Below are 12424 nucleotides of genomic sequence, written 5' to 3'. Positions count from 1 at the left end.
TCCGTTCCGGCAGCGCGCAGTCGGTTACGTCACGTCGTGGGCGGCTGCGGGGGTCTGAACGTACGACGACGGCACGCGGCTCACTGCCTGCAGGCCGTTGCGGGCGGCAGACTGTCCGTTACCGGTCGAACTGCCTGGCCGTGGGTTCCGGTATTCCCCGTTCCACCCTCAGCCGTTTGGCCTTGGCGGCAACCCCCGCCATCCGTGCCGCGTAGAGGACGCCGGCGGCCCCGGCGGCTGTAAGGATCAAGGCTCCCCACAGGGGATCCTGGCCCCTGCTGGTGGGGCCGGCCACCAGCATGATCGAGAAAACCGCCAGGGCAGCGAAGAACACGGCCATCACGAGGAACCCTCCTGCGGACCGCACCTGCGGGTGGGAGCTGGCGGTGACCACGCCGAGTTCGTCCTTCGCATAGCTGTGGAGCGCGCCATCCACCGTACGGAGCAGCACGCGCTTTTCCCCGCGCGCCAGGGCCTGCTCATGAAAGGTACGGACCTGATCGTCGGGTGTGGGTGCCATGCCCGGAGTATTGCTCGGATTGCCGTTCTGCATGCTAGTCCTGTCGGATCGATCGGATGTGGTCCAACACCTGGTTGTCGGTGAGGCCCGGAAATTCCCGGATGGGTTCGGAAGGGGCATCAAGATGGCCGTAGCCCACGGTCCAGCCCTTTTCGCTGCGTTTGACCAGCAGTTGCTTGCCGTCGGAACTGTCGAGCAGGCGGATGGTGGCTCCGCCGTCGGGGTTGTCTTCCAGATGCTTGCGCACAATAAAGAAGTTGGCTTCTGCCGGTGTGGTGTCCGGCCGTTGCGCCATCGCGAACCAGCTGAGGTAGGCCCGCGGCTGCAGCAGGATCCGGTATTCGGGTGACTCGACGGACAGGACGTTGTCCACGGAACCGGGCGTGAGCAGATTGATCTGCACCAGCTTCTCCGCCTCCGTCAAGGCATGGGTGACTGCTGCCACCGGGCCCTCCACGGAAAGCTCCCTGTCCGCACCCACCGTCGCTGCACCGCGGGCCACCAGGGAGGACGCTCCCGCCGAAAGGAGGGAGGCGTCGTCGAGTTCGCCTTCCAGCCGGAGTGCCTTGGCAGAGGCTTCGGTGGCCGGTCCGCGCCGCAGGTTCAGGAGCACGAGGAGCTCGGCGAAGCCAAAACCGATCGCGTCCGGAAACCCTTGGCCGGCGCTTGAGGACCTGGCTGTGGTTGTTTCAGTCACTGGTTGTTCTCCTCAGTTCTCAGAAGCCAAAAAAGTCGCCGACGGCGTCCACGCCGTCACTGATCGCGCCGCCAACTGCCTCGGCCCCATCGGCGATCTTATCCCCGACGTAGTTCACGGAATCATGGACGATGGGGACGTTGTCGTAGAGGGCAAGGGCGCCGCTGGCTACCATGCACGCAGTGCCGGCCGGCGGCGGAAGGAACGAACCGGCGCCCAACAGGGCCTTGGTGGTGGAGTAGGCGGCGGAGCCGTAATCGCCTTCCTGGAAGTTGTTGAAGGCGTCCAGGCTGTCCAAACCAACGCCCACAACGCCCAAACCCTTGCTGAACCCGTCGAGGTACTTGAAGGCGTTGGAGCCCTCGGCGAGGTCCAGGACCTCGTGGAACTTGCCTTCGAACAGGCTGTTGGACATGTTGAAGAATTTGCTGAACTCGTTGGAGTTCTGGAAGGCCCGCCATGCTGCCGGATCAAGGAAATCAGAGATGCGGGACTTGTGCAGCATGGCGGCGATGTCGAAGAGGCCCGCGCGGAGGTTCGGGAACGCCTTGGTGAGGCCATAGATGTCCCAGCCGTCGCGGAACGGGGAATCAGGGTCCGCGAGCCAGTCCGGTCCCCACGGATTTTCTGCTCCGGGGCGGCCTGTGCCCGGGCCTCCAACGCTGCCCGGCACGCCCGTGCTTTGCCCCCCGGATCCGCCGGTCCCGCCAGGCCCGCCGGCCCCGCCGGTGCTGCTCGCCTTGTCCTGTTCCTCGGCATTGGTGAGCAGGAGCTTTGATTCCTGCTTTAGGCGCGCCGCAGTCTTCTGCAGGAGTGCCCGGTGGCTGCCGTTCCAGTCCGAACGGAAGTGCTCGGCATCCTGGCCCTTCCAGGCCGGGGTGTTGTTGATCTGGCCGCTCAGCTGCGTGGACTGCTGCAGCAGCAGGTCAGCCGTCTTGCTGAACTGCCGTGCCAGCGTGCGCAGCTGGTCAACATCGGCGCCCCATAAATTTCCTGCCACCAGGCATCCCCCAATCTTTTGAACAGCGGTCCCTGACGCTGCAGGCCCAGCCTAGTAACAAACCCGGGACGCGCGCGATGGGGTGGTCTCCCCATCGTCGCAGGCGCTACCTGCGGTCGGAGTCCTCCAGCACGGCGGCCCTGCGTGCACGCAGCGCGAAGAAGGCGCCGAACGCGAACACCTGCGTAACCACCACCAGCACGATGGCTCCTGCGATCTTGTTGCCGCCCAGGATCATGGTGAGCCCAACGATTGCGGATAGGAGGGCCAGGAGCGGGAGCAGCATGTAGCCCAGCACAAAGAGGGTTTCCGGTTTCTTCAACATTCCTAGCCCTCAGTCCTTGACCATTTGGTGAATCTGTAGCGCGTGCCGTTCCCTGCTGTCATCCAGCCGTCCGGAGGGACGGAGGCGGCCGCCTCCCAACTGGTGCCAAGCTCGGGGGCGAATGTGTCGCCGTCGGCCTCCACATCGATGGTGGTGACCACCGCGACGTTGGCCAGCTCCGTTGACTGGCGGAAAATCTCGCCGCCGCCCAGGATCCAGACAGTGTCGCCGCCGTCCACGAACTGCGATTCCAGCAGTGCGTCGTCCAGGGAAGGAACCACGACGGCGCCCTCCGCCTCAGGTGTGTCGGCCCAGCTTTTCTGCCGGGTAATGACGATGTTGGTGCGTCCCGGCAGGGGCCGATACTTGTCCGGGAAGGACAGCCAGGTCTTCCGGCCCATGATGACCGGGTGCCCAGTGGTCAGCCGGGTGAAGTGCCTGAGGTCCTCGGGAAGGTGCCAGGGCATGTCCCCGTCCTTGCCGATGACGCCGTCCGGGGTCTGCGCCCAAATGAGGCCCACCCCGGTGATCGAGGCGGCTAGCTCTTCGGTGAAGGACTGGGGGTCCGTGAAGTTTTCGGTGCTCATACGGCGATCGGAGCCTTGATCGTGGGGTGGTGCCGGTAGCCCACCACCTCGAAGTCCTCGAGCGTGTAGTCGAAGATCGAGCCGGGCTTGCGGGTGATTTTCAGCTGCGGGTACTCGTAGGGCTCGCGTTCCAGCTGCTTGAGGACCTGGTCCATGTGGTTTTCGTAGATGTGGACGTCCCCGCCGGTCCAGATGAACTCGCCGGGCTCCAGGCCCACCTGCTGCGCCACCATGCAAGTGAGCAGTGCGTAGGAGGCAATGTTGAACGGCACGCCCAGGAACATGTCCGCGGAGCGCTGGTACAGCTGGCAGGAGAGCTTGCCGTCCGCCACGTAGAACTGGAAGAAGGCGTGGCACGGGGGCAGTGCCATGTCCTGCAGTTCGGAGACATTCCAGGCGGACACCACGTGCCGGCGCGAGTCCGGGTTGGACCTGAGGTTCTCGATCAGCTCCGCGATCTGGTCTATGTGGCCGCCATCCGGGGTGGGCCAGCTGCGCCACTGGACGCCGTAGACCGGCCCGAGGTCGCCGTCGGCGTCGGCCCACTCGTTCCAGATGGTGACGCCCTGGTCCTGCATCCACTTCACGTTGGTCTCACCGCGCAGGAACCACAGGAGCTCCACGGCCACGGACTTGAAGTGGACCCGCTTGGTGGTGATCAGCGGGAAACCCTTGGCCAGGTCAAAGCGGATCTGGCGTCCAAAAACGCTGGTGGTTCCGGTGCCCGTGCGGTCCGATTTGTGCGTGCCGGAGGCCAGGACATCGCGCAGGAGGTCTTCATAAGGCGTTGGGATGCTCACGGCTCAAGTCTACTGGGACATCACCGGGCGGCTGCGTGCTTGCATTACGTTGCGCCCTTTCCCAGCTTGCCGCGCAACACATCCAGCAGGACTTCGTCGCTCAGGTGGGCTGCCCGGCCGGCGGCGATGTAATGGTCGACGGCGGCCTGCACCGCTGCGGGGACGGGCACAGTTCCCCGGCCGCCCGGCCTGCCGGTGGCCGGGGCGGCGACGACGGTCCCGCCCCGCCGCCGGGAATCCACCAGCCCGGCAGCCTCCAGTTCCTTGTAGGCCCGGGCAACGGTGCCCGCTGCGACGCCAAGGTCGGCCGCGAGGCTTCGAACCGTAGGCAGGCGGCTCCCGGGGGCGAGAGCACCCAACGCGATCAGGGAGCTGATTTGCGAGCGTATCTGTTCGTAGGGAGGGGTTGCGGAGCGCAGGTCCACGGTGATCCCGGCGCTCATGTGGCCGGTTCCCTGGCAGGGTTGCGGCCGGAGGCGGGGGTGCGGGCGAAGCTGCGCACGGGAATCACGGCAATGACGATCCCCGCGGTGCACAACAGCACGCCGGTGAAGGGGGCCGCGTCCCAGGCCCAGGCCCAGGAGGCAGGTTCCAGGTCGAGTCCCCGGCGTATGTCCGGCCCCGCTGACAGCAGCAGCACGCCGGCCTGCACCGTGAAACAGGCCGCGAGCGTCCGGACCACCCTGTGCACGGTGATGGCGCGGAGCGCGGCGTCCAGCCCGGGGACCGCCGTCGGAATGCCCTTCCGGCCTTTCGCGGCCGCCAGGGGGACAACTGCGAGGAGCGCCACTGCAGCACACGCCCACAGGGTGGGAGCCCACGTCGGCAGGATGCCAAGTTCCGGTTGGACGGAGGCAGTCACCACCACGGCTGCGGCCAGGACGGTGAGGGCTGCGATGCCGGTGGTGAGCAGGGCCGGGCTGACCGGCTGCCGCGGCCACTCCCGCGGCGCTTGGGGGGTTCCGTAGTTGCGCTGGATCAGCAGTTCCCCTGCGGCCGTGACCAGCAGGACGGGCGCTGCCGCCATCGCCACCACAAGGGCGGGATGCCCCGTCACGGCCGCTGGAATGACCACAGCCACCAGGACCGGGACGAATGCGGCAAGCCCCAGGGCTGCGCCGAGGGACATGGAAAGCCGGGCGGCGGGGTGGGAGGCCGCTGCCGGCTCACGGGGTTTAAGCCCGCTGCGGTCTGCCCGGACCGCGGGGAGCCTGGGCGGCGCCCACCGCCACATGGCCAGCAGGATTGCGAGGTTTACCGCCCCGGCCGCGTTGATCCACCCGCCGGCAACAAGGGAAGGGTCGGGCCTCGCTGCGTGGTTGCCCGCAATGGCCGCCAGGCCCGAGGCTATGGTGGCCACGGTCCGCAGCAACCTGTTCATGGCAATGGTCCTGAGGAGGTTGTTTTCCCCGGTGTCCAGCGCCTCCAGCCGGCGGCGCCGCGTGATCAGCACCAGCACCAGCCAGGTTCCCACTGCCAGGACAAGGAGGGCAGGGCCGAGGTAGGAAGCCAGTTCGATGCCGGGGACCCGGCCGTCGCCGCCATACGTCACATAGGTGTGGACGGGGTCGGGGCGGGAGCTGTAGGGGACCGGATCGTAGCCGGGAAGCGTCGCCATCCAGCCGATCTGCAGGGCGGTCCCTGCAAACACCGCAAGGACGGTCCAGGCGAGTGGCCGGGGCAGGAAGTCGCGGACACGCCGCACTTCCAGGTCCGCCTGGCGCCGCGGGAGCCGTGGGCCGGGATAACTCAGCTGGCCGATGGCGTGCACGGCAAGGCACCCGAGAACCGGCCAGGCCAGGGCGGGCACGATCGCTGCGCTGCTGATGAGTGGCTGGGAGTCCGGATTAGCGTGCAGGATGCCGGCGTTTCCGGCCGGTTGGAGGGAACTGGCCAGCCATCCCATGATCCCCACCCAGAGTGCGTGCTGGGAGGCAGTGGCAGCGGACCCGCTGCCGGGTCCCCAGATGACCCACCGAAGCAGGAGGTAGCTGCCGGCCGCCAGCAGGAAGGGCCACACCACGGCCATGGGCGGAACATTGCTGAAAAGAGCTGCATCGGTAAACGGCACGTCATCCCCCAGAAGTGTGCATCAATGTACTAAGTCTTTGATACAAAGCCCTGGGGGTCAAGCGCAGCGCCGCTCCTGGGGGTGTCCCCTTATTGGCTAGTCGTCAAACGGCTTGAACTGCTCCACCGCCACGATCCGCCGCTTACCGCCGGGAGCCACATGGCACACCACCAGTTCGCCGGGGGACAGGTAGGGCTCCTTCGCCGGCAGGAGTGCACGCAGGTGCTGCGGCATGTGCTCAGCGAGCTGCCCGAACACGGTGGGCAGTGCCGGGCGGTGCGTGCAGACCGCCACCGCACGCTGCTTGTCGAACAGGGCTTCAACGACAGCGGCCGTTTTCTTCGGGCTGCGGGCATGCCGGTGCTCGGTCAGCGCCTCCGCGAGCTTCACCTTGGCACCAACCACCTTGGCGTAGGGTGCGACCGTTGCGGCGCACCGCAGCCACGGGCTGGTCACTACCCGAAGCGGCTTCCAGGCGTGCAGGAGCCGGCTCACCGCCTGCGCCTGCCGTGTGCCCGTGGCGGCCAGCGGCCGCTCCCCTTCCGCCTTGCTCCAGGACGAGCGCGGCTTTGCCTTGGCATGGCGAAGCACCAGGAGCGGCCACGTGTCCAGGTGCCCGCGCCTGTGGGCCTCCTCCAGGTACTGCAACGGCACGACGTCGGAGGGGTTGGACAGCAGCGCAGCAGCCTTTTCGGGGGCACACCACATGACGCTGTCCACCTCCTTGCCGTCGGGCAGCAGCCTCGCCCCGTTGGCTTTGACAGCCCAGTAATAGACCACTTTGAGGCCGGATGCCACGTGGTAGTGGATGGGCGGCAGCGGAATGCCCAGCTGGGCGGTGAGGCCGATTTCCTCCTGGACCTCCCGGACCGCGCACTCGGGGATGGTTTCGCCGTCGTCGATCTTGCCCTTGGGCCAGGACCAGTCGTCGTAGCGCGGCCGGTGGATCAGCAGGACCTCAAGCTTGTCCTTGACCACGCGCCACGGCACGGCGCCGGCAGCCGTGACGGCTACTGGTTCCCCCGGGTGGTCTGTCTGGTCTGCTACGAGTGCATCGCTCGACAAAACAGGAGCCCTTAACGCCGGCTCAGGCTGCGCTGCCGGGGGCGCGATGCCAGCAGCCAGGACTGGACATCCTCAAGGGGCTTGCCGTCGTCGGCGAGGTGGTGCCGGGTCCAGACGCCCTCATTGTCCAGGTGCCAGCTGGAGGTTTCCGGGGCCATGTAGCGCCGCAGCAGGTCAAGGACGTAGGTGATGTCGTCGGTGCTGGACAGCTGGACCAGGGCCTCCACCCTGCGGTCAAGGTTGCGGTGCATCATGTCCGCCGAGCCGATGTACACCACGGGATCCCCACCGTTGGCGAAGGCGAACACCCGGGAGTGCTCCAGGAACCTGCCCAGGATGGACCGGACGGTGATGTTGTCGCTGAGCCCGGGCACCCCGGGGCGTAGCGAGCAGATACCCCGGACCACCACGTCAACCTTTACTCCCGCCTGCGACGCGCGGTAGAGGGAATCGATGATGGCCTCATCCACCATGGAGTTGACCTTGATCTGCACACGGCCGGGGATTCCCGCGCGGGCATTGCGGATTTCGGTCTCAATCCGGTCGATCAGCCCTGAACGGACGGAACGCGGAGCCACCAGCAGTCTCTTGAACGTGGACTTGGGGGCGTAACCGGAGAGCTGGTTGAAGAGCTTGGACAGGTCCTCGCCCACCTGCTCGTTGGCGGTCAGGAGGCCCAGGTCCTCGTAGTAGCGGGCGGTGCGGGGATGGTAGTTACCGGTGCCGATGTGGCAGTACCGCCGCAGCCCGTCAACCTCCTGGCGCACCACGAGCGAGAGCTTGCAGTGCGTCTTGAGGCCAACGATGCCGTACACCACGTGCACGCCGGCCTGTTCCAGCTTCCGGGCCCAGGAGATGTTCGCCTGCTCGTCGAACCGGGCCTTGATCTCCACCAGGGCCAGGACCTGCTTGCCGGCCTCGGCTGCGTCGATCAGGGCGTCGACGATGGGGGAGTCGCCGGAGGTGCGGTACAGGGTCTGCTTGATGGCCTGCACCTTGGGATCGGCGGCGGCCTGTTCCAGGAACGCCTGGACCGACGTGGAAAACGAGTCATAGGGATGGTGGAGCAGGATGTCCCGGCGGCGCATGGCGGCGAACACGTTGGCGGCCTTGGACGTCTCAGACTCGTTCAGGTACCGCGACGTGTGCGGAACGTGCTTTGGGTAGTGAAGGTCGGCGCGGTCGATGCCGGCGATCACGGAGAGTCCCCTGAGGTCCAGGGGGGCCGGGACGGAATAGACCTCGGATTCCTCGACGCCGAGCTCGCGGATCAGCAGCGCGCGGATGTTCGGGTTGATGTCGTTGGTGACCTCAAGCCGGACGGGCGGGCCGAAACGGCGCCGCAGGAGTTCCTTCTCGAGGGCTTGGAGGAGGTTTTCGGCGTCGTCCTCTTCCACCTCCACGTCCTCGTTCCGGGTGACGCGGAAGCTGTGGTGCTCCAGGACCTCCATCCCGGGGAACAGCTTGTCCAAGTGGACCGCGATGACTTCCTCAAGCGCAATAAAGCGCGCCACGCGTCCGGCCACCGCGCCGGCGCGCGGACCGTCGATGGACATCAGGCGCGGCAGCTGGTCCGGCACCTTGACGCGGGCAAAGAGCTCCTTGTCGCTCACAGGGTTGCGCACCACCACGGCAAGGTTCAGCGAGAGGCCGGAAATGTAGGGGAAGGGGTGCGCCGGGTCCACTGCCAGGGGCGTAAGGATGGGGAACACCTTCTCGCGGAAGATCACGCTCAGCTGTTCCTGCGCCGCGTCGTCCAGCTCGTCCCAGTGCATGAGGTGGATGTGTTCGTAGGCCAGCGCCGGACGGATCTGCTCGGCCCAGACCTGCGCATGACGCTGCTGGAGCCGGTGTGCTTCGCCGCTGATCCTCTCCAGCACCTCAACAGGGCTCAGGCCTGCGGGGGAGGGAACTGCGAGGCCGGTGGCGATGCGCCGCTTCAGGCCTGCCACCCGGACCATGAAGAACTCGTCCAGGTTCGAAGCAAAGATCGACAGGAAGCTGACACGCTCCAGCAGGTGCAGCGTGGGGTCCTCCGCCAGTTCCAGGACACGGGAGTTGAAGCTGAGCCAGCTCAGTTCACGGTCCAGGAACCGGTCGGGGCGGATGTCGCCCTCCGGCTGCAGGTTCGGCGCAAACTCCGGGATGTCGATGCGGTCCTGGGTGGCGCGCGAGGCGGGAACTTCCGAGGAGCCGAAGCGGGCGCGGACCGGCACTGCGACGTCCTGGGACGTGACTGCTCCGGAAGGTTCCGGGTTCATGGCATCTCCTTTACCTGGCGGTTGATGCTGGCGCTTCCGGCCTGCGCGGGTACTGCTTCAACCTTACAAGCAATCGGTGCGCTGAAGGCCGTGCATTTCCCGCCCGGGAACCCGTATGTCACCCTGCCGGACTAAACCGTTGCCACCTGTCCGTACATGACGTCCATGTCCCAGCGGGTGAAGCCCAGGCCCCGGTACAGCGCAACAGCAGCCGTGTTCTCCGCGTCGGTGTACAGCATGACCGCGTGCAGCCCCAGGTCCTGGAGGTACCGGATGCCGGCAACCGTCAGGGCCTTGCCCAGTCCGATGCCCTGCGCTTCCGGCGCCACGCCCACTGCGTAGACCTCGCCGATGGCCGGGTGCGGGCCGTGCTTCGGATGGACCTTGGTCCAGTGGAAGCCCAGCAGCCGGCCCTGGCCGTCCTCGGCCAGGAGGAAACCCGAGGGGTCGAACCAGTCCTCGGCCATCCGGGCTTCGAGGTCGGCCCGGGTGAGGCTTCCCTGTTCAGGGTGGTGCGCAAAAGCGGCCCGGTTCACCGCCAGCCAGGCGTCCTCATCCTGGCCGGGCACGAAGGTCCGGAGGGACACGCCCTCCGGCAGGACGGCCCCGGGAAGGTCCGCCCCCGCCGTCGTCATCCTCATCTTCCACAGTTCGCGGACCGGGCCGAACCCATACCGGGCAGCCAGGTCCGCGGCGGCCTCATGGTTGCCGTGGGACCACGCTTTCAGCCCCTCCAGCCCGCGGCTGCCCTTGAGCGTACCCACCAGGCGGTCAGCCACGCCCTGGTTCCGGTAGCTGGGATGGACAGCGATCTCCAGCACGCCGGTGCCGTCGGGCTCCTCCACCACCACGGCGAATCCGGCCAGGTCCTGGCCGGTGGCGGGGTCGGAGTCCTCGTCCGGGGCGTACAGGGCCAGGGTCAGGGGGGACTGCCCAGCCGATCCGCCGGTGCGCAAGGTCACCAGGGTCTGCTCCGAAATGGAGGGGTTGCCGTCGGATTCCTCCGCCGCGGCCAGGAGGTTCCGGCAGTCCTTCAGGAGTTGCTGGTCTACCGCGCCCCGTTCTGTATGGACGGGCCACTTTTCAGGATGCGCTGGAGTCATGAGGCAAGGCTATACGGGATGCCGCAAGGGCGCTCAGGCCTCGGTAAGCTCGTCTTCCTGCTGCCGCACCAGGGTAAGGCGGTAGCCCACGTTGCGCACGGTGCTGATGAGGTTCTCATGGTCGGCACCGAGCTTCGCCCGCAGGCGCCTGACATGGACGTCCACGGTGCGGGTGCCTCCGTAGTAGTCATAGCCCCACACCTCGGTAAGCAGCTGCTGCCGGGTGAAGACGCGGCCGGGGTGCTGCGCCAGGTACTTCAGCAGCTCGAATTCCTTGAAGGTCAGGTTCAGCGGTGCGCCGTTCACGCGGGCGGTGTAGCTTGCCTCGTCGATGACGACGCCGGCTGCGCGGATCTCCGTCGGCGCGTCCTCATGGTCCGGGACGGCCCGGGCAACGGACAGCCTGATGCGGGCCTCCACCTCGGCGGGGCCTGCCGAATCGAGCACGATGTCATCCACGGCCCAGGCGGAGGAAACGGCCGCCATACCGCCCTCGGTCAGGATCAGGACCAGGGGAGCGCTGAGGCCGGTGGCTTTGAGCAGCTGGGTGAGCGAACGGGCGCCCACCAGGTCTTTCCGGGCATCCAGCAGCACGATGTCGCACGGATCGGTCTCCAGCAGGGCAGTGGGCTCGGCGGGAAGAATGTGGACCCGGTGGTTCAGCAGTTCCAGGGCAGGCAGGATGTCCACCGAAGAGCCAGTGCTGTTCGTCAAGAGCAGGATGTGCGACATTGTTCCTCCATGGGCCGTCCGCGCATCATTGGGCGACTGAACCGGGTTTTCACCGGCCGGTACTGGCTTCCTGCCTCCGGCGCATGGCCAGCGGAAAAGGGCCGGCCTGCCACCTCAGCAGTGAGCTTAGCTGAGCTTTGAGTATACCCGCAGGCCTGTCCGGAGCCACGGATCCGGCCCGGATAAAGGGACGTTTTGCGACATATCCCGTTCATATAAGGCAGGATTGAGCCAGGGCCCCGACGCCCTCCGCGAAGGGCGGCCCCGCCCTTCCAGGTCGACGCCAGGATGGGATTGCAGCGCAGTGAGTGCAGAAACTAAATCCAGGCCGGGCTCCGCATGACCGCGGAGCTGCAGGCACCGGCGCGGTCGTTGGGCTCATGGACTATCGGCGTCGTGGGGATGGCCGGCCTCGCTGCAATCATCGCGGGCGTCTACACCTCCCGTGAAGTCCTCGTGGCCGTTGCTGTTGCCATGGCTGCCGCCGTCGGCATCGGGTGGCCGCACTTCCTTCGGATTCCCGCCAAGAAGACCCTGGCCGCCGTGATTGCCGTGCCAGGGGCCGGGGCAGCGGTTGCTGCCGGCCTGGCCCCTGCCCCCGGCTACCTGGACTGGACCCCGGCGTTCATTGCCCTGGGCATGATGGCCGTCTTCATCGTGCAGCTGCTCCGCGGAACAGGCCAGGCCCAGCGCCTGGAATCCACCTTGGGCTGCTGCGCAGGGGTTCTTCTCGCCTGCCTGGGTTCCGGCTGGATAGCCGGGGCACGGTTCAACGGCGTCCGGGAGATGCTCCTGGTGGCGGCCATCAGCGCCGCAGTTGCGCTGCTGGCAGGCCTGATCCGCTGGCCGGACAGCGTCGTGGCGCCCCTGGGCATTGTGATGGCTGGCCTTGCGGGACCGCTCGCCGGGCTGGTGCTCTCGGACATCGCCGTCCTCCCGGCCGCCATCTTCGGCGTGGTGGTGGGCGCTGTGCTGGCGAGCTTCCGGCGGCTGGCCACCCTGCGGGGTGCGCCCCTGAACGTCCCCGCTGCGCTTAGCATGGGCCTTGCCCCTGTCTCGGCGGTGGGTTCTCTTGCCTACTTCATAGACAAACTCCTCATCTACTAACGCGTTAGGATGGCATCATGTCCGTACTTGCTTTTGAAATCTTCTTCCTTGTCCTGCTCGGCATCGCCAGCCTCGCCATGGCCTGGTTTGCCGGATTCGTGGTCTACCGCCTCTTCAAGGGCCAGAAGTAGACGCCTTTTTCCGGAGCTAGCCGAT

Annotated in this window: 13 protein-coding genes; 1 reads left to right on the top strand and 12 read right to left on the bottom strand. The window is 66.8% G+C overall.

From position 1 onward, the window contains the following. Positions 1 to 118: 118 nt before the first annotated feature. From HTS88_RS07075 to HTS88_RS07020, 12 genes are all read right to left on the bottom strand, one after another. The gene (locus HTS88_RS07075; protein WP_246256056.1) at positions 119 to 520 is read right to left on the bottom strand and encodes a hypothetical protein; all 402 of its coding nucleotides are present in this window, start codon (positions 518 to 520) and stop codon (positions 119 to 121) included. Positions 521 to 554: 34 nt separating this feature from the next. Next, entirely contained in the window at positions 555 to 1217 is a 663-nt protein-coding gene (locus HTS88_RS07070; protein ID WP_246256054.1) for a hypothetical protein, read from the bottom strand. 19 nt (positions 1218 to 1236) lie between these two features. Then, positions 1237 to 2217: a WXG100 family type VII secretion target gene (locus HTS88_RS07065; protein ID WP_174176790.1), complete on the bottom strand. Its 981-nt coding sequence runs from the start codon at positions 2215 to 2217 to the stop codon at positions 1237 to 1239. A 106-nt stretch (positions 2218 to 2323) separates the two neighbouring features. Further along, complete coding sequence (locus HTS88_RS07060; protein WP_174176788.1) at positions 2324 to 2542, bottom strand: NF038396 family protein; 219 nt, start codon at positions 2540 to 2542, stop codon at positions 2324 to 2326. Between the two features lie 2 nt (positions 2543 to 2544). Further along, positions 2545 to 3129 (bottom strand): dihydrofolate reductase, encoded by a 585-nt coding sequence (locus HTS88_RS07055; RefSeq protein ID WP_174176786.1) that lies wholly within the window; start codon positions 3127 to 3129, stop codon positions 2545 to 2547. Next, complete coding sequence (locus tag HTS88_RS07050) at positions 3126 to 3929, bottom strand: thymidylate synthase (RefSeq protein WP_174176784.1); 804 nt, start codon at positions 3927 to 3929, stop codon at positions 3126 to 3128. The genes HTS88_RS07055 and HTS88_RS07050 overlap by 4 nt, the downstream gene beginning before the upstream one ends. Positions 3930 to 3973: 44 nt before the next feature. Further along, the gene (locus HTS88_RS07045; RefSeq protein ID WP_174176782.1) at positions 3974 to 4372 is read right to left on the bottom strand and encodes a GntR family transcriptional regulator; all 399 of its coding nucleotides are present in this window, start codon (positions 4370 to 4372) and stop codon (positions 3974 to 3976) included. After that, a complete protein-coding gene (locus HTS88_RS07040) occupies positions 4369 to 6000 on the bottom strand; it encodes a hypothetical protein (protein ID WP_343044891.1) in 1632 nt (543 codons plus the stop codon). The genes HTS88_RS07045 and HTS88_RS07040 overlap by 4 nt, the downstream gene beginning before the upstream one ends. A gap of 96 nt (positions 6001 to 6096) precedes the next feature. Continuing rightward, entirely contained in the window at positions 6097 to 7065 is a 969-nt protein-coding gene (locus HTS88_RS07035) for an NUDIX hydrolase (RefSeq protein WP_174176779.1), read from the bottom strand. Between the two features lie 11 nt (positions 7066 to 7076). After that, complete coding sequence (locus tag HTS88_RS07030) at positions 7077 to 9326, bottom strand: RNA degradosome polyphosphate kinase (RefSeq protein ID WP_174176777.1); 2250 nt, start codon at positions 9324 to 9326, stop codon at positions 7077 to 7079. 131 nt (positions 9327 to 9457) lie between these two features. Beyond that, the gene (gene mshD, locus HTS88_RS07025) at positions 9458 to 10429 is read right to left on the bottom strand and encodes a mycothiol synthase (protein ID WP_174176775.1); all 972 of its coding nucleotides are present in this window, start codon (positions 10427 to 10429) and stop codon (positions 9458 to 9460) included. A 33-nt stretch (positions 10430 to 10462) separates the two neighbouring features. Next, positions 10463 to 11161, bottom strand: a complete 699-nt coding sequence (locus HTS88_RS07020; RefSeq protein ID WP_066277942.1) for a winged helix-turn-helix transcriptional regulator — start codon at positions 11159 to 11161, stop codon at positions 10463 to 10465. 339 nt (positions 11162 to 11500) lie between these two features. On the opposite strand from HTS88_RS07020, the gene HTS88_RS07015 reads away from it, so the two are divergent. Continuing rightward, entirely contained in the window at positions 11501 to 12268 is a 768-nt protein-coding gene (locus HTS88_RS07015; RefSeq protein WP_174176773.1) for a permease, read from the top strand. Positions 12269 to 12424 lie beyond the last annotated feature (156 nt).

This window comes from Pseudarthrobacter oxydans (assembly GCF_013314975.1).
GTDB lineage: Bacteria > Actinomycetota > Actinomycetes > Actinomycetales > Micrococcaceae > Arthrobacter > Arthrobacter oxydans.
This window is presented reverse-complemented; position numbering and strand designations above follow the sequence as displayed.

Coding starts and splice junctions, on each gene's coding strand:
- HTS88_RS07075 (WP_246256056.1), bottom strand. CDS start 520: ATGGCACCCACACCCGACGATCAGGTCCGTACCTTTCATGAGCAGGCC.
- HTS88_RS07015 (WP_174176773.1), top strand. CDS start 11,501: ATGACCGCGGAGCTGCAGGCACCGGCGCGGTCGTTGGGCTCATGGACT.
- HTS88_RS07030 (WP_174176777.1), bottom strand. CDS start 9,326: ATGAACCCGGAACCTTCCGGAGCAGTCACGTCCCAGGACGTCGCAGTG.
- HTS88_RS07060 (WP_174176788.1), bottom strand. CDS start 2,542: ATGTTGAAGAAACCGGAAACCCTCTTTGTGCTGGGCTACATGCTGCTC.
- HTS88_RS07045 (WP_174176782.1), bottom strand. CDS start 4,372: ATGAGCGCCGGGATCACCGTGGACCTGCGCTCCGCAACCCCTCCCTAC.
- HTS88_RS07055 (WP_174176786.1), bottom strand. CDS start 3,129: ATGAGCACCGAAAACTTCACGGACCCCCAGTCCTTCACCGAAGAGCTA.
- HTS88_RS07020 (WP_066277942.1), bottom strand. CDS start 11,161: ATGTCGCACATCCTGCTCTTGACGAACAGCACTGGCTCTTCGGTGGAC.
- mshD (WP_174176775.1), bottom strand. CDS start 10,429: ATGACTCCAGCGCATCCTGAAAAGTGGCCCGTCCATACAGAACGGGGC.